Source organism: Geopseudomonas aromaticivorans, assembly GCF_019097855.1.
Classification (GTDB): domain Bacteria; phylum Pseudomonadota; class Gammaproteobacteria; order Pseudomonadales; family Pseudomonadaceae; genus Geopseudomonas; species Geopseudomonas aromaticivorans.
This window is the reverse complement of sequence record NZ_JAHRGL010000057.1, coordinates 1-15,212: the sequence shown is the minus strand read 5'-3', so window position 1 is coordinate 15,212 and position 15,212 is coordinate 1. Positions and strand designations below refer to the sequence as shown.

The window sequence follows — 15,212 nt, the reverse complement described above, 5'->3', positions numbered from 1 at the left end:
CTCACTCCCTGACGTTCATGTACTCGCCGGCCCAGGCGATGTAGTCGTCGGGGTGGGTGTACTTGGTCACCAGCTCGGAGGCGTTGAGGCCGTTGCCGGTGGCGATGCCGCGCTGTTCGCGCAGGCAGTCGTAGGTGGCCTTGACCGCGGCGAAGTAGGCGCCGTGGCCGTCGACCACGATGCGCACGCCGAGATCGGCCAGGCGCTGGTCGTCGCGCAGTTCGGGGTTGCCGTAGGTGATCAGCATCAGCGGGATGCTCAGGCCCTCGGCGATGGCTTCCAGGTGGGCGAAGTCCTTGACTCCGGCCAGGCAGATGCCGTCGGCGCCGGCGCCCTGGTAGGCCTGGGTGCGGTGGATGACTTCCTCCAGCGGCTGCACGCCGGCGTGGGTGCGGGCGATGATCGCCATCGCCGCATCGTCGCGTACCGACAGGGCGGCGCGCAGCTTGCCGACGCCTTCCTCGACGCCGATCAGGTCGTACGACTTGAGGCCGAACTGGGCCGGCAGCAGGGTGTCCTCGAGGGTCAGCGCGGCCACGCCGGCGCGCTCCAGCTCGATGACGGTACGCATGGCGTTGTGCGCGTTGCCGTAGCCGTGGTCGGCGTCGGCGATCACCGGCAGGCGGGCGACGCGCCCGATGCGGGTAGCCTGCTCGGCGAACTCGCTGAGGGTGATCAGGGCGATGTCCGGAGCGGCGAGCACCTGCAGCGAGGCGACCGAGCCGCCGAGGATGCCGACTTCGAAGCCGAGATCGGCGGCGATGCGCGCGGACAGGGCGTCGAACACCGAGGCGGTGTGGTAGCAGGCGGGGCTGGCGAGCAGGGCACGGAAGGCTTCGCGCAGCTGGTGATGACAGGCTCTTTGCATGGGATTTTCCTGCTGAGTCATTGTTTGAGGTCTTTTTACCAAGGTTGTATTGCAAGTCCTGTACCGGCTCTGAAATAGGGCCTGCGCCGCGGCTTTCCGGCGCTCTGCCGGGGTTGGGCTGGCGGAAAAACGCCGATGGCGCATCGGACGCGGCGAACAACCGCCAACCGGGCGCAGGAGGGCGCCATGGGGGGCATGGCGGTTGCCTGTGCAGCGTTCGACAGTGCGGTGAGGATTGGCACGCAGCATGCGCAGGCCGACCCGCAGCGCCGGCCGTCGCGCGAGCAGTCTCTGTGCTAGGTTTTCGGGGGTTCGTCTACAACTCCTCGAGGAGAACCGCATGAAGCTCTACTACACGCCGGGTGCCTGCTCGCTGGCGGCGCACATCGTGCTCTGCGAGCTGGGCCTGCCCCATGAACTGGTCAAGGTGGATCTGAAGACGCATACCACTGCGGATGGCAGCGACTACTACGCGATCAATCCCAAGGGCTACGTGCCGGCCCTCGAGCTGGAGTACGACCAGGTGCTCACCGAGGATGCGGTGCTCCTGCAATACCTGGCCGAACTCAAGGGTGACGTCAGCATGCTGCCGCCGGCCGGCAGCATGGAGCGCTGGCGCGTGCTGGAATGGCTCAACTTCATCAGCAGCGAACTGCACAAAGGGCTCGGCGCATTGTTCAATCCGGCGATTACCCCGGAGTGGAAGCAGGCGGTGCTGGAGCGGGTGAGCCTGCGTTTGGGCTTCGTCAACCAGGCGCTGAAGGGGAATGCCTTCCTGTGCGGTCGCCACTTCACCATTGCCGACGCCTATCTGTTCACCATCGTCAACTGGACCGGCTTCATGCACATCGACCTGGCGCCCTGGCCGGAGCTGGCCGCCTACCAGGTGCGGATGGCGGAGCGCCCGGCGGTGCAGCAGGCGATGCGCGCGGAGGGCCTGCTGAAGTAGCGGGTTGTGCCGAAAATGAAAAAGGGGCGCCATCTGGCGCCCCTTTTGCTGTCGGCCCGAGGAGGGGCTTACAGGCTCTTCGACACCGATACCACGAAGTTGGCATCGCAGTAGTCGGACTTGCCGCCGGCAGCGAAGCCCTTGCACTCGCTGTCGCTGAGGCTGGTGTCGGTGTAGGTCATGCCGAAGTCCAGGCCGGCGTAGGTCTTGGTCAGGCCGATGGACCAGTCGTTGTAGGAGTCTTCCTTACCAACGCCGGCGCTGTTGAGGAAGATGTTGTCCTTGAAGTCGTAGTTGCCGTACTGCAGGGCCAGGCCGATCTCGTAGGGCAGGGTGTAGTCGTAGCCGATGTAGGTGTACAGGGTGGTGTTGTCGTCGGCGAGGCCATTGCTGCCGAACATGGCGAAGTCGTCGGAGTAGGCGGCGCCGACCTTGAAGCCGTAGGCCGTCACGCTGCCGTAGTACTCGCTGTAGTTGGCGGCGGTGGCGCCCGGGTAGTCGTACTTGATCCAGCCCAGGTCGTAGGAAATGTCGTCGGTGATGTTGTTGGTGAAGCCGAGGTAGTAATCGAATTCGACGTTGGCGTCGTTGCCGTCGGCCGCGACGAAGTCGACGTTGGAAGCCCAGGTGCCGACGTACAGACCGCTCGAGTGGGCCACGTCCAGGCCGCCCTGGATGGCGCCCTTGCCTTGGGTTTGTGACACGCCGCGGTAGATGTAGTCCGTGGTCAGGGCGGCGTTCATGCTGACGTCGAAGTCACCGATCGGGCTTTTCACGGTTTCGGCGGCGGCGAAGCTGCTGACGGTCACTGCGCTGGCGGCGGAGATGGCGAGGGTCAGTTTCTTGAGCATGGTCATTTGTCCCTATGGTCCGACGAGGAATTGGCATCCTCGGCTTTTTTAGTGTGGTGTTAAGTCTGAGTGGAGCTGATTTGCCTTATGCATACGGCTTGCCAACTTTATAAATTCCTTTAAATACAATGACTTATGGATGTCATTGGCGATGTGGCCGGTTGTGCGGGTTTTTGCCTGGCGCCGTTGTGCACCATCGGCGGGCACGCTCTGGCCCGGTTTGGTGGCGTGAAAAAGCTGGCGTGCCCTTTGCAACCATAGGTGGTTTTCCTGCCTGGAGTGAGATGGATGCGTACCTTGTTGATGCTCGGATCGAGCCTGCTGGCCGGTGTTGTACAGGCCGCGGAGCTGCATGTGGCCGCCGGCCAGGAGCGGCTGATCGACGAGCCGCGCCTGCAACTGGAGCGCCTGGTGCTCGAAGATGGTGCGACCCTGCGCCTGGCGCCGGGGCTGCCGCGTTTCGAGCTGCGTGCCGACCAGGCGTGGATCGGCCGCGACGTGCGCCTGCTGGCGCACGGCAGCGATGCGTCAGCGGGGCGCGCGGGCGCTGCCGGTCATGCGGGCAAGCCCTGTGCGGATGGCGAGGCCGGTCAGTCGGGCGAGTCCGGTGGGGCCGGCGCTGCCGGGAGCGACCTGCAGATCACGCTCGGCCTGCGTAGCTTCGGCTCGCTGCTGCTGGATACCCGCGGCGGCGCGGGTTCGACGGGGGGCGACGGGGGCGCAGGCGGCGCTGGCGGCGCGGCGGATCGCTGCGCGGGCGGGGCGGGTGGCGCCGGTGGCCGGGGCGGCGAGGGCGGAGCCGGCGGGCGCGGTGGCGCGGTGGCGCTGCGCTACTGGAGCCTGAGCGAGGCCGGCTATATCCCAGTCAGCAACCACGGCCCGGGCGTGCAGATCCTTACCGCCGGTGGCTTGGGCGCCGCGGGCGGCAGTGGAGGCAAGGGCGGGGTTGCCGGTGCCGGCGAATTCAGCACCCGCGGCAACGGCATCAAGGTCTATCGCAACGGCGGCGCCCCGGGCCAGGACGGTCTGAGCGGCGCCGCGGGTGCCAGCGGCGAGACGGGGCACTTCCTGGTGCAGCCGCAGGCGCGGCCCTGAACGCGCGGCGCCGGTGCGGCGGTGCTCAGGCGATCAGCCGCTCGCGCAGCCGTCCCAGCATGCCCAGCAGGCTGCCGACCTTGTCGCGCTCGCGCTCCTCTTTCGGCGCTTCGGCCAGGCGCGCCACCACATGGGTCGGTTGGGTGCGCCAGGTCTGGGCCTGACGGGCGGCCGCGCTCAGGCTCTTCTCGAACAGGGCCGGACGGATCGGTTTGGGCAGGTAGCGGAAGATCTGCGCCTCGTTGATCAGCCTGAGCAGCGCCTGGGTGTCCTGGAACGGCGTGACCACCAGGCTGAGCAGGCGCGGATGGGCCTGGGCCAGGGTCTTGAGCAGCGGCGCGGTGTCTTCGCCGGCGAGCTTGAGGTCGCTGATCAGCAGGTCGACCGGCTCGCTGTTCAGCTGCAGCAGGGCTTCGGGCAGGTTGCGCGCGTGCAGCAGACGGTGGCCGCCGGCGTGGCAGAAGCTGCCGACCGCGGCCAGGGTTTCCGCGTGGTCGTCGAGCAGCAGTACGGTCAGCGCGGTGCTCGGTTGCGAGCTGTCGGTCAGCGCCACGGGAACCTGGCTGGCGGCGATCCCCGCCGCCTGGCGCAGGGCGGTGGACATCTCCTGCTGATCCCACGGCTTGGTCAGGTAGCGGAAGATGCCGCCGCTGTTCAGCGCATCGACCGCGGCGTCGAGGTCCGAGTAGCCGGTGAGCAGGATGCGCAGGGTGTGCGGGGCGATCTCGCTGGCCTGGGCGAGGAACTCCGCGCCGCTCATCTGCGGCATGCGCTGGTCGCTGACGATGATCTGCACCGACTCGCTCTTCAGGCGTTCCAGCGCGCGACGCGGGTCGCATTCGGTGAGCACGTCGTACTGGCGGCGGAACTGCATGGCCAGGCTGCGCAGGATGCGCTCTTCGTCGTCGACGAAGAGGATCCGGGTGGGGGTGGTCATATCAGGCACTCTCCTGCAGGTTGGGCGCTTGTGCGCGCGGCAGCCGGATCAGGAAGCGTGTGCCTCGCCCCGGCTCGGAGGCGACGCGAATCGTGCCGCCATGGTCCTGGATGATCTTGAAGCTGATGGACAGGCCGAGGCCGGTGCCCTGGCCGACCGGCTTGGTGGTGAAGAAGGGGTCGAAGATCCTCGCCAGCACCTCGGCCGGCATGCCCTTGCCTGAGTCCTGCACGGAAATGAACACCGCGGCGTCGTCGGCCCAGGTCTTCACCAGGATCTGGCCGCAGCGCTCCATGGCCTGGGCGGCGTTGGTCAGCAGGTTGAGCAGCACCTGGTTGATCTGCGACGGCGCGCAGGGCATGCGCGGCAGCTCGCCGAGCTGCAAGGTGACCTCGGCCTTGTCCTTGATGTTGTTGCGGGCGATCACCAGGGCGCTGCGCACGCAGTCGTTGAGGTCGATGTCCTCGCTCATGGCGCGGTCGAGGCGGGCGAAGTTCTTCAGGCCGACCACCAGCTCGCCGATCTGCTCGAGGCCGTAGAGGGTGTCGCTGAACAGCTGCTGGAGGTCTTCCTTGAGCAGCTCCGGCGCGGCCTGTTCGCGGGCGTCGACAGCCTCGCCGAGGGCGGCGGCTAGGCGCGCCTCGTCGCAGTCCGCGGCGTGCAGGCAGTCGAGCAGGGCGCCGTGGGTGTCGGCCAGTTGCAGCAGCGGCTGCTTCAGCTCGCGCAGCAGCTGCACGTTGTTCTTCACGTAGCCCAGCGGGGTGTTCAGCTCGTGGGCGACGCCGGCGACCATCTGGCCCAGCGAGGCCATCTTCTCCGACTGCACCAGCTGGGCCTGGGATTCCTTGAGGTCGACCAGCGCCCGGCGCAACACGGCGTTGCGCTGGGCGACGCGTTTCTCCATAGCCTTGAGCAAGTCGAGTACCGTGCCCAGGCCCTGGTAGCGGCCTTCGCCGTCGACCAGGATGAAGTCCTCGGTGATCGGGTAGGTCAGCTGCGAGGTGACCTGCTGGGCGGCTTCTTCCAGGCGGGTGTCCAGGCAGACCACCAGAGGGGCGTCGTTCATCACGCTGTGCGCCGGTTTTTGCCCGTGCAGGTCGCGGCCGAAGCGCAGCATGAAGATGTTCTGCAGCGCATAGCGGCTGATCAGGCCCAGCGGACGACCGTCGGCGTCGACCACCGCCAGCGACAGGAAGGCCTTGCATTCGGGGGTCAGCAGACGGTCGGCCACATCCGCGATGCTCATGTCGGGAGCCAGCGGCGCTGCGGACATCAGCAGCGGTGTCAGTGCGCTAGGGGTGGTCATGCACGACTCTCAATGTCCTATCGAGTGGTCGCCATTGAAACAGCGCAAGGTTGCGATGGTGTTACCGGTGGTTTTGCGCAGCGCGGCACATTCCCGCGGTGCCCGGCTTGCGCCTTCCGGCGCGCTGCGATCTGTCGGTGGCCGGTCGGGAATGGTGCCGGGCCGGCGAATAAGCTCCCCGCCCGAGCGCTGCATCGGCGAAAATGCCGGCGAATTTTCTTGGCTCCCACAGGACCTTCCCCATGAAAGAACAGCTGATTGAGCTGATCACCCTGATCAGCTCGGGCTGCATGCGCGACGAAGAGATCGCGCGCATCGCCGACGAGGCCGCCCAGGCCTATGCCGATCCGCAGGCGTTCCTCGCCGCCAATCCCGACGTCAACTACGGCGACGATTTCCCCATTCCACTGGGCGAGTGGGTGGTGGTCGGCAGCCTGCCGGATACCGTGCTGTTTCTGGGTGACAGCCCCAGCGAACTGTTCCAGCAGATCCGCGACTCCTTCGGCCCGGGCGTGCCCTTCGTGCTGACCGCCAAGCAGCTGGCCAAGGCCGACCTGCTCAGCGCCCTGCGGCGCATGCAGGTGCAGATGAGCGCGCTGTATCCGGAGAAGGGCGGTTACGTGCTGGTCGACTTCAGCGAGCCGCTGGACGACGAGCTGCAGATGGTGCTGGTGTACACCGCCGATCTGCCGCGGGTGCTGGAGTTGGCGGTGGAGGTGGGCATCTACGCCGCGCCGGCCTACGAGAGCCTGCTGGCCGCAGCGGAAGACGAAGGCGAAGACGCCGAGTAAGCCTTCCCGTCCCGCCGCCGGTGCAATGCCGGCGGCAGCCATGACTTCTTCATTGGCTGCCTGGGCTGCCCCGCAAATGCCCCTTTTCGGCCGGTCGTGCGCAAGCGTTGTGCACGACGCGGGCTGTGCTGGCGTGCCTGCGGGCGCGAAATTTCCCCGGCGTTCATAAAACTCTTTTCAGATCAGTAGCTTGCCAAATAATGGCATGCAATGTGCTTTCCCTTTAGGAACTAAATGTTCTCTTGAGTAATTTTCTGCGGGTGTGTGGCGGCTTACTGGTCGTTTGCTCCCGGCAGAGTATGGGAGGTCTGAAAATGAGTGTCGAAGCTGCTGGTGTGATGCGCAGCAAGCCGGTGTACGCAGCGGTCCCGACGGTTCTGAGCACGGGGCGCCGGCTGCTGGTGACCCAGGACGCCAGCCTGGCGGAAGCAGTCGATCTGCATGGGCAACTGAGTGCCGACGGCCAGACGCTGGAGCTGCTCAGCCTGCGCGGCAGCGGAGGTGTGCATGACCACGGTGATCCGCAGCGGCTGGAGATGCGTCTGCTCACCCTGCTGTCGGCGGCCCCGGTCGGCACGCGGCTGTACGTCTGCGGCGACGAGAGTTTCGTCTGGCGCATCTACCGCCTGGCGCGCCACAGTGGCCTGCTGGCCGAGGAGATCGAGCTGGTCAAGACCGGCAGCCGCCGCGAGCTGTACTGCGTGCACTGCGCTACCCAGCAGAGCATCGGCAGCGAAGGCGAGGTGACCTGCAGCGGCTGCGGCGTGCGCCTGCTGGTGCGCGAGCACTTCTCGCGCCGCCTCGGCGCCTATATGGGCGTCTGCCTGGATCCGGACCAGCCGCACGGGGAGGGCCGCCCATGAGCCAGTTGCTCGATGTACGGGTCGCCGCCGTGCGCCAGCTGACTCCGCTGGTGCGTGAATTCACCCTCGAGGCCGTGCAGGGCAGCCTGCCCGGTTTCTCCGCCGGCAGCCACGTGCTGGTGCACCTGCCGACAGCGGAGCGCTGCCTGCGCAACGCCTATTCGCTGCTCGGCGATCCGTCCGCCCCGCAGCAATACCGCATCGCCGTGCGCCTGCAGGAAGACTCGCGCGGCGGCTCGCGCTTCCTGCACGAGCAGGTGCAGGAGGGCGATCGCCTGCAGCTGTCGCCGCCGGCCAACCTGTTCGCCCTGCATTCCCAGGCGCAGCATCACCTGCTGATCGCCGGCGGTATCGGCATCACCCCGTTCCTCGCCCAGGTCGCCGAACTCGAGCGCCGCGGCGCCAGCTTCGCGCTGCACTACGCCTGCCGCGGCGGCCTCACCGACGCCTATCGAGGCGAGCTGACCGAGCGCCTGGGCGAGCGCTTCCAGGCCTACGACGCCGCTGCCGGCGAGCGTCTTGAGCTGCTGGAGCTGCTCGCCGCGCAACCGCTCGGCAGCCATGTCTACGTCTGTGGTCCGCAGCGGCTGATCGACGGCGTGCGCGCCAGCGCCGCCGCCCTCGGCTGGCCGGCCGGCCGGGTGCACTGGGAGGCCTTTGCCGCCGCCGAGCCCGGCGAACCCTTCGTCGCCGTGCTGGCCAACAGCGGCCGGCGCATCGAGGTGCCGGCCGAGGCCAGCCTGCTCGAAGCGCTCGAAGAGGCGGGCGTGGAAGTGCCCAGCCTGTGCCGCGGCGGGGTCTGCGGCCAGTGCGCCACCCGTTATCTCGACGGCGAGGTGGAGCATCGCGACGGTTTCCTCGCCGAGCCAGAGCGGGCCAGCCAGCTGATGCCCTGTGTTTCCCGCGGCCGTTGCGGCAGCGCCCTGTTGCTCGACCTGTAAGAGGAGTCCTTCGTCATGCCCGTCACCCTCAAGCCGCTGGAAAGCTACCGGGACGATTTCACCTTCCGCAACAGCCCCGAGGCCATTGCGCGCTTTCCCTTCCCGTTCCCCGAAGACCACTACATGTACTCGGTGAACATCGAGCCGGCCACCCCCGGCGCGCCGGGCTCGGTGTTCGCCCACTGGTTCGACATCGACGAGCACTACCGCTCGGAAACCGCCGAGCGCGCGCGGGTACTGAAGAAGGACCCGCAGCGCTGCATCGTCATGCCGCACATGCACGAGGCGAGCTGGGATGCGCTGGAAATGCTGATGACGCATCTGGCCGCCGACTATCCGCAGCTGTACCGCCTGACCCGCGACGGCAAGCAGTGGACCTGGGAGAACCACGCGCTGGACATCTGCCAGCGCTTCACCTTCGGCGACGCCGACACCCTGCCGTACGAGCCGCTGGAGTACATCGGCCGCCAGGTGCAGGGCGACATCGCCCTGCTCGACCAGCGCGACGGCGACCTGTACATGGACGCCGGCATTGTCACCGGCCCGGCCGACTGGTCGCTGGCCTTCGACGCCGGCATGAGCTTCAAGCAGTGGCACGCGCCGGTGCCGATGGCCCCCGAGCTCGGCGTGTTCGACCGTGCGCTGAAGTACCTGCTGAACATCCCGGTAGACCGCCCGGTGCGCCGACTGAACTGGACCATGACCATCAATCCGCGTCTGGACACCTCCTCGGAAACCTTCCACGAGTGGGGCCACGAGCGCGGCCTGGTGAGCGCCGAGAACGTCGCCCGTCTGGTGCATCTGCGCGTCGAGTTGCAGTTCATGGCCCGCCTGCCGCGCAGCAATGCGTTGCTGTTCGGCATCCGCACCTACCTGATCAGCCTCGAGGAACTGGCCACCAACCCGGCCTGGGCGCAGCGCCTGCACCGCGTGCTGCGCGACCTGCCGGACGCCATCGCCGACTACAAGGGCCTCAGCCGCTACCGGCAGACGGTAGTGGAGTGGCTCGGCCAGTTCGATTCCGAGGCCGTGCCCGCCTGAGTGCCGGCCCCCGATTTACCCGATTCGCAAGCCGCCTTGCGTGCGCCCCTCACGGGCGTGCGCCAACAAGATTCAAGGAGAACGACATGGCCAATTCCTGGCGCATTTCCGCCCTCGCCGAACGTCACCGCGCCCTGGGCTCCCAACTCGAAGACTGGAACGGCATGGGCACCGCCTGGACCTACGAAGCGACCAGCCTGGCCGATGCCCACGAGGCGATCCGCACCCGTGCCGGCCTGATGGACGTGTCCGGCCTGAAAAAGGTCCACTATGTGGGCCCGCACGCCGAATCGCTGCTCGAATACGCCACCAGCCGCGACATCGCCAAGCTGTATCCCGGCAAGTCGGTGTACGCGACCATCCTCAGCGAGACCGGCAAGTTCGTCGACGACTGTGTGATCTACCGTACCGGCCCCAACGCCTTCATGGTGGTGCACGGCGCCGGCGGTGGCTACGAGATGCTGGTGCGCTCGGCCCAGGGCCGCCAGGTGGCGGTGTTGTTCGACGACGATATGCACGACCTGTCGCTGCAGGGCCCGCTGGCGGTGGACTTTCTCGCCGAGCACGTGCCGGGTATCCGCGAGCTGCCGTACTTCCACCATATGCAGACCAAGCTGTTCGGCTACCCGGTGATGATTTCGCGCACCGGCTACACCGGCGAGCGCGGCTACGAGATCTTCTGCAAGGCCGCCGACGCGCCGCTGATCTGGGACACCATCCTCGACAAGGGCCAGCCGTTCGGCATCATCCCCTGCGCCTTCCTGGCCCTGGACTGGCTGCGCGTGGAGAGCTACCTGCTGTTCTTCCCCTACGACAACTCGGAGATGTACCCCTTCGCCGACCAGGGCGCCGGCGACACCCTCTGGGAGCTGGGGCTGGACTTCACAGTGTCGCCGACCAAGGCCGAATTCCGCGGCGGCCTGGAGCACGCACGGCTCAAGGGCAAGGAGCGCTTCAAGATCTTCGGCGTGCTGCTTGAGGGCGAGCAGGCCGCTGCGGGTGGCGACACCCTGTGGGCCGACGGCAAGCAGGTCGGCGTGATCACCTGTGGCATGTACTCGCGCCTCACCGGCCGGTCGATGGCCATCGCGCGCATGGAGGTGCCCTACGCCGAACAGGGTTGCCCGCTGCAGGTGCGCGGCAGTCTCGAGGTCAAGGCCATCGCCCACACCATGCCGTTCGACGATCCGGAGAAGAAGAAGCGCACCGCCAAGGGCTGAGGCTTCTGCTTCGCAACAGAGTTCCTGGGGCTGGGAACAGGGCGGCACAGGGATGTGCCGCCCGCTTTCATTTCAGGGGGAGTCGATATGTTCACGGGTTCCAGCGCCGGCTGGTGGTTTCTCCTCAGCGCCGGCCTTTGCGAGATCTGCTATGCCGCGGCCATTCCGAAGACCGCAGGCTTCACCCGGCTGTGGCCGACGCTGTATTGCGCGGTATTCATCGCCCTCAGCCTGTACCTGCTGGCCCTGGCGGTGCGCACCCTGCCGGTGGGCACCGCCTACGCGGTGTGGGTCGGCATCGGCGCAGTGGGCACCGCGATCTACGGTATCGCCTTCCTGGGCGAGGCGGCCAATGCCGGGCGCATCGCCTGCCTGCTGCTGATCGTTGCAGGAGTGGTGGGGCTCAAGCTGTTTTCGCCGAGCATGGCCTGATACACGGTGACGGCGAAAATGGCCCCGCCCCCGGTTGTCTGCCGGCCTGCTCGGTGGGCTTCGATTCGAGCAGGTATGCGCCAGCGAGATGGCCGCTAGTGCGCAGCCGGGGCTGCGTCGGCCTTCAGTGCGCTGGCCACCCGGCGTTGCATCTCGTAGCCAGGCGCTTCGACGCTGTTGTAATCGCGGGTGTAGCGCGCGGCAAATCCGGCAACGCCCCATTGCTGGTACTGCTGCACGTGCTTCAGCTCATGCGCCCAGAGCGCGACATTGTTGAGTGCGTCATCCTGATTCCGAAAGACGATGATGTCGATGAGGGTGACTGCATTCACATCGGGATTCTGCAGCACGGCGTTGGCGGCGTTCAGCTCGGTATCATCGCCTATCTTGTAGCGCACGGACTCGAGTACTTGCATGTCGTAATAGGGTTCGAGCTGGGCGCGGATATTCAGCGGAATAGGCTGAATGTCGCCAGTTGCGGCGGTGTTGCGGGCTTGCACTATCCAGTTCTGCAGGCCGGAGGCCGCCACCTGGTTGACGTTGTCGTAGAGCGCCCCGGTGTCCTCCTTGGAGCCGGGGGCACAAAAACAGACGACCACGCAGACTTCCTGCTGCCCAGTCGGGCAGGAGGAGGCCGCGAACACAACGGACGAAATGCCGACAGCAAAAAACAGCAGTGCTGAGCGGAAACACTGACGCAAGAAAACAGCTGGCAATGGGCTCTCCCACAAGCAATGGCAATCGGCGGGTGATGGGGCCGTCACCGTCGTGCCCGGACGCCCACCGCATGTTGGACCGCTGCAGGCGGCGTTCGTTACCCGGTGCTCCTCGGCTTTTTCCGGCCGTTCCCCTGTCCACGGCCTACCGCGACAGTGCCCGGGCGCTGGCTGATGCAAGGTGCCGTTGAGGCTGAGGCCAGCGTTTCGGCCTTCCATGGTCGAAGGTCTTATTCCTGTGCCGTTTCGCCCGTGCTTAATGAGCGGCTTGGCTCACCCGGGTCGTATTGGCTCGATGGTTAGCCGCGCAGTCGCAGGGCCCCAGCCGGAGAGCTATCCCGGCATTGTCATAAAGCTTCGGTCGACGGCAGCCAGGCATGAGGCTGGGTGACGAGGCCGACTCCCGGATAGCGTGCAGGCTGGGGCAGGTGAAAAGGACGCGAGCTGTTCCTCTGGCTGCTAGCCTTTAATAAAAACAACCAGAGGAGGCAAGGGATGAATATGGATAGTGCAGTACCTCCATGGTTGAACTCGGCACAGGCTTTGCGCAGCCTGCACACAATGACCGGCATCACTCTGACCGGTAGGGAGCTGCTCGAACTCTGTACGACAGAGGTCTGCCGGGACTACGTCGATTGCTCGTTCGCGGTGGGGCCGGCTCCCGACAACCAGTTGTTTGTGCGCAAGGTCAGGGGCGCGGGGTATTGCGAGTTGCTGGAGGCGGACACGCTGAGCGTGTTCCTGCCCGATACCGGCAGTGAGCCTTTGCTGGGTGTCAGCGGTACGGCCATCGTGCGCGGCAGCGCTTGGGTCTACTCCAGCGAGGGACAGCGCCCAGGACGCGAGGACGGCATCTGGCAGATGGATCTGGGCGCTCGATGCCGGCCCCTGTATTTCAGCCCGGCCGATCTCCAGGCGCTGGCAGCCACGCTCAACGGCGGCGAGCCGGCACCGGCAACTTCCAGCAATGCGCGGATACTCAACCGGGCCAAATGACCACTACTTATACCGGCTGACTGTCTCCGTCAGCCGCAGTGGTGACCCGCTACCGTGTCGTGCGATAGGGGGGAGGCGTCAAGGCTGCGCCGGTGTGACCTCGGCAAAGCGCTGCAACTGCATTTCCCGCAGGCGGCTCAAGGTGCGGCGGAAGGGGAAGGCCAGTCCACCCTCCGTATACAGCTCCTCCAGCGCCACCTGCGCCTCCAGGTAGAGCGGCACTTGGCGGTCGTAGCACTCGTCCACCAGGGCGATGAAGCGCCTCACGCTGTCGTCGTGCACTGACAGCTCCGGCAACTGGCGGTCGCCGGCCTTCACCCGTTCGGCGCCATCTTCAGTGCCGCGGGCAATACGCGCTGCCTGTTGGCGGGCACTGAGGTTGGGTACTTCGCCGAGCAGGATGGCCGGGAAGTGGTCGCACAGGACGATGAAGTCGAAGGCCGACAGCGGCTGCTGGCATAGATCGGCGTAGCGACACCAGATCGCCGTAGTGCTGTGCCGGACTGCGTTGAGGGTGCGGTGGCCTTGGGTGACCGGACCGGCGATGCCCGGCTGGCCGTCGCTCAGTTGCTCGAATACCTCCGCCAAGGCGCTCTGCCGATCCGCCTGGGCGATCCAGTAGCGCTGGTGCCGCGGGCCCGGATGCAGGCGGTGATCCGCGCCACCGTCCACTGCCACTACCTGCATGTGTCGCTCGATGGACTCGATCGCCGGGAGGAAGCGCTGGCGGTTGAAACCATCGGCGTACAGCTGTGATGGCGGCTGGTTGGAGGTGGCGACCACGGTCACGTCCTCCATGAACAGCGCCTGCAGCAGTGGGCCGAGCAGCATGGCGTCGCCGATGTCGCTGACGAACAGCTCGTCGAAGCACAGCACGCGCACGTCGCTGGCCAGTTCGCGGGCCAGTGCCTGCAAGGGGGCGGCGGTGCCGGTGAGCTGGAACAGACGCCGATGTACCCAGCGCATGAAATGGTGGAAGTGTTGGCGCCGCGCCGGTACCTGCAGGCTGCGGTGGAACTGGTCCATCAACCAGGTCTTGCCGCGGCCGACCGGCCCCACAGATAGACGCCGCGGATCGAGGCATCCCGCTCGCCTGGGGCGTGCAGGGCCAGGTAGCAGCTATCCAACAGGCGTGCGGCTTGGTGCTGCGCCTCGTCGGGCTGGAAGCCGTTCGTGACGGCCTGCCGGTAGGCGGCAAGCGGTGACGGAGCTGCAGCGTTGCTCACCGCAGAATGAGGCATTCAGGCATCCCCATCCGATTCGACGCCAATGTCCTCGTTCCACAGCTCGGGGCGACTGGCGATGAAGCCGCGCATCAGCTCAATGCAGGTAGCATCCTGCAGAACCTCGACATCCACGCCGCGGGAGCGCAGCAGTGCCTCCTCGCCCATGAATGTCAGGTTTTCGCCGACGATTACCTTCGGGATGCCGTACAGCAAAATGGCGCCGCTGCACATGGAGCAGGGCGACAGGGTGGTGTAGAGCACCGCGTCGTGATAGACGCTGCTGGGCTGGCGGCCGGCGTTTTCGAAGGCATCCATCTCGCCGTGCAAAATGGCGCTGCCCTGCTGCACGCGGCGGTTGTGGCCGCGGCCGATGATGCGGCCCTGATGAACGATCACCGAGCCAATCGGAATACCGCCCTCTGCGAGGCCGAGCTGTGCTTCCGCAATGGCGGCGTGCATGAATGGATCCATGGTGTTCCCCTTGAGTGGCCGGGACGAAGTCGCTGCGTCGCAGAGAATGCTCTTGCCTGGCCCTGAGGGGAAGTGGTGTGTGGTCACTGCCTCGACCGAATGATCACCCGGCCAAGGTAGGCGGGGGACGCCCTATCAACGCCTGCTGCGGCCTGTTCCCACCGTGCCTGCAGGCAGGCTATATGCCCTGGCTTGGGGCCATCCTTGTGCGGTCGATGTAACGCATCGGGTCTTGGCGCGCACCTGCCTGAGACCAATCTGCAGAGTAGTTGCGGTATAGAGGGGGGGTGGCCATGTACCGGGCGCTGAGGCTCCTCCCAAGTTTTTCTAGGCAGGTGTTGACAGCGTTTTTAAAGGCTGTATTATTCGCCACCTCGCTGCGGCAGCCTCCGGGTTGAAGCTAGCGCAAGTGGTTGAAACGAAAAGAAATTTTCACGAAACGCTTGACAGGTTGTAAGGCTGCTGTAGAATTCGCGGCCTCGGTTGAGACGAAACACTGACTCGGTCGA

General features: G+C 66.2%; 15 protein-coding genes and 1 pseudogene. 9 read left to right on the top strand and 7 right to left on the bottom strand.

Annotated elements, in window-relative coordinates:
* Position 1 precedes the first annotated feature (1 nt).
* Positions 2-868 carry an isocitrate lyase/PEP mutase family protein gene (locus KRX52_RS16000; RefSeq protein WP_217682728.1) on the bottom strand — a complete coding sequence of 289 codons (867 nt, stop codon included), beginning with the start codon at positions 866-868 and terminating at the stop codon, positions 2-4.
* 340 nt (positions 869-1,208) lie between these two features.
* Between KRX52_RS16000 and gstA the strand changes: the two genes are divergently transcribed.
* Positions 1,209-1,817 (top strand): glutathione transferase GstA, encoded by a 609-nt coding sequence (gene gstA, locus KRX52_RS15995; protein WP_217682727.1) that lies wholly within the window; start codon positions 1,209-1,211, stop codon positions 1,815-1,817.
* A gap of 68 nt (positions 1,818-1,885) precedes the next feature.
* Here the strand turns inward: gstA and KRX52_RS15990 are convergent, their stop codons facing one another.
* Positions 1,886-2,668, bottom strand: a complete 783-nt coding sequence (locus KRX52_RS15990; RefSeq protein WP_217682726.1) for a TorF family putative porin — start codon at positions 2,666-2,668, stop codon at positions 1,886-1,888.
* 288 nt (positions 2,669-2,956) lie between these two features.
* Here KRX52_RS15990 and KRX52_RS15985 point away from each other — a divergent pair, with 288 nt between their 5' ends.
* Complete coding sequence (locus KRX52_RS15985; protein ID WP_217682970.1) at positions 2,957-3,763, top strand: hypothetical protein; 807 nt, start codon at positions 2,957-2,959, stop codon at positions 3,761-3,763.
* Positions 3,764-3,788: 25 nt separating this feature from the next.
* On the opposite strand, the gene KRX52_RS15980 is transcribed toward KRX52_RS15985, so the two are convergent.
* On the bottom strand, positions 3,789-4,700 hold the full coding sequence (locus tag KRX52_RS15980; RefSeq protein WP_217682725.1) for a response regulator: 912 nt from the start codon (positions 4,698-4,700) through the stop codon (positions 3,789-3,791).
* A gap of 1 nt (position 4,701) precedes the next feature.
* A complete protein-coding gene (locus tag KRX52_RS15975; RefSeq protein WP_254797633.1) occupies positions 4,702-6,006 on the bottom strand; it encodes a sensor histidine kinase in 1,305 nt (434 codons plus the stop codon).
* Positions 6,007-6,248: 242 nt separating this feature from the next.
* Between KRX52_RS15975 and KRX52_RS15970 the strand changes: the two genes are divergently transcribed.
* The 6 genes from KRX52_RS15970 (at position 6,249) to KRX52_RS15945 (ending at position 11,294) form a co-directional block, all read left to right on the top strand.
* On the top strand, positions 6,249-6,797 hold the full coding sequence (locus tag KRX52_RS15970; protein WP_217682724.1) for a hypothetical protein: 549 nt from the start codon (positions 6,249-6,251) through the stop codon (positions 6,795-6,797).
* A 314-nt stretch (positions 6,798-7,111) separates the two neighbouring features.
* Entirely contained in the window at positions 7,112-7,660 is a 549-nt protein-coding gene (locus tag KRX52_RS15965) for a dimethylamine monooxygenase subunit DmmA family protein (protein WP_217682723.1), read from the top strand.
* Positions 7,657-8,601, top strand: coding sequence for a PDR/VanB family oxidoreductase (locus KRX52_RS15960; protein ID WP_217682722.1), 945 nt, complete (start codon positions 7,657-7,659; stop codon positions 8,599-8,601). The genes KRX52_RS15965 and KRX52_RS15960 overlap by 4 nt, the downstream gene beginning before the upstream one ends.
* 15 nt (positions 8,602-8,616) lie before the next feature.
* Positions 8,617-9,642: a heme-dependent oxidative N-demethylase family protein gene (locus tag KRX52_RS15955; RefSeq protein WP_217682721.1), complete on the top strand. Its 1,026-nt coding sequence runs from the start codon at positions 8,617-8,619 to the stop codon at positions 9,640-9,642.
* An 86-nt stretch (positions 9,643-9,728) separates the two neighbouring features.
* Positions 9,729-10,862 carry an aminomethyl transferase family protein gene (locus KRX52_RS15950; RefSeq protein WP_217682720.1) on the top strand — a complete coding sequence of 378 codons (1,134 nt, stop codon included), beginning with the start codon at positions 9,729-9,731 and terminating at the stop codon, positions 10,860-10,862.
* An 87-nt stretch (positions 10,863-10,949) separates the two neighbouring features.
* A complete protein-coding gene (locus KRX52_RS15945; RefSeq protein ID WP_217682719.1) occupies positions 10,950-11,294 on the top strand; it encodes a DMT family transporter in 345 nt (114 codons plus the stop codon).
* A gap of 95 nt (positions 11,295-11,389) precedes the next feature.
* Here KRX52_RS15945 and KRX52_RS15940 read toward each other — a convergent pair whose 3' ends face one another.
* The gene (locus KRX52_RS15940; protein ID WP_217682718.1) at positions 11,390-12,010 is read right to left on the bottom strand and encodes an eCIS core domain-containing protein; all 621 of its coding nucleotides are present in this window, start codon (positions 12,008-12,010) and stop codon (positions 11,390-11,392) included.
* 495 nt (positions 12,011-12,505) lie between these two features.
* Between KRX52_RS15940 and KRX52_RS15935 the strand changes: the two genes are divergently transcribed.
* Positions 12,506-13,006: a hypothetical protein gene (locus KRX52_RS15935; protein ID WP_217682717.1), complete on the top strand. Its 501-nt coding sequence runs from the start codon at positions 12,506-12,508 to the stop codon at positions 13,004-13,006.
* Between the two features lie 78 nt (positions 13,007-13,084).
* Here the strand turns inward: KRX52_RS15935 and zapE are convergent.
* Both zapE and KRX52_RS15925 read right to left on the bottom strand, forming a co-directional pair.
* Positions 13,085-14,247, bottom strand: a pseudogene (gene zapE / locus KRX52_RS15930) (cell division protein ZapE).
* Positions 14,248-14,703, bottom strand: coding sequence for a nucleoside deaminase (locus KRX52_RS15925; RefSeq protein ID WP_217682716.1), 456 nt, complete (start codon positions 14,701-14,703; stop codon positions 14,248-14,250).
* Positions 14,704-15,212: the final 509 nt, after the last annotated feature.

Coding starts and splice junctions, on each gene's coding strand:
- KRX52_RS15980 (WP_217682725.1), bottom strand. CDS start 4,700: ATGACCACCCCCACCCGGATCCTCTTCGTCGACGACGAAGAGCGCATC.
- KRX52_RS15985 (WP_217682970.1), top strand. CDS start 2,957: ATGCGTACCTTGTTGATGCTCGGATCGAGCCTGCTGGCCGGTGTTGTA.
- KRX52_RS15945 (WP_217682719.1), top strand. CDS start 10,950: ATGTTCACGGGTTCCAGCGCCGGCTGGTGGTTTCTCCTCAGCGCCGGC.
- KRX52_RS15975 (WP_254797633.1), bottom strand. CDS start 6,006: ATGACCACCCCTAGCGCACTGACACCGCTGCTGATGTCCGCAGCGCCG.
- KRX52_RS15970 (WP_217682724.1), top strand. CDS start 6,249: ATGAAAGAACAGCTGATTGAGCTGATCACCCTGATCAGCTCGGGCTGC.
- KRX52_RS15935 (WP_217682717.1), top strand. CDS start 12,506: ATGAATATGGATAGTGCAGTACCTCCATGGTTGAACTCGGCACAGGCT.
- gstA (WP_217682727.1), top strand. CDS start 1,209: ATGAAGCTCTACTACACGCCGGGTGCCTGCTCGCTGGCGGCGCACATC.
- KRX52_RS15965 (WP_217682723.1), top strand. CDS start 7,112: ATGAGTGTCGAAGCTGCTGGTGTGATGCGCAGCAAGCCGGTGTACGCA.
- KRX52_RS15925 (WP_217682716.1), bottom strand. CDS start 14,703: ATGGATCCATTCATGCACGCCGCCATTGCGGAAGCACAGCTCGGCCTC.
- KRX52_RS16000 (WP_217682728.1), bottom strand. CDS start 868: ATGCAAAGAGCCTGTCATCACCAGCTGCGCGAAGCCTTCCGTGCCCTG.
- KRX52_RS15955 (WP_217682721.1), top strand. CDS start 8,617: ATGCCCGTCACCCTCAAGCCGCTGGAAAGCTACCGGGACGATTTCACC.
- KRX52_RS15950 (WP_217682720.1), top strand. CDS start 9,729: ATGGCCAATTCCTGGCGCATTTCCGCCCTCGCCGAACGTCACCGCGCC.
- KRX52_RS15990 (WP_217682726.1), bottom strand. CDS start 2,668: ATGCTCAAGAAACTGACCCTCGCCATCTCCGCCGCCAGCGCAGTGACC.
- KRX52_RS15960 (WP_217682722.1), top strand. CDS start 7,657: ATGAGCCAGTTGCTCGATGTACGGGTCGCCGCCGTGCGCCAGCTGACT.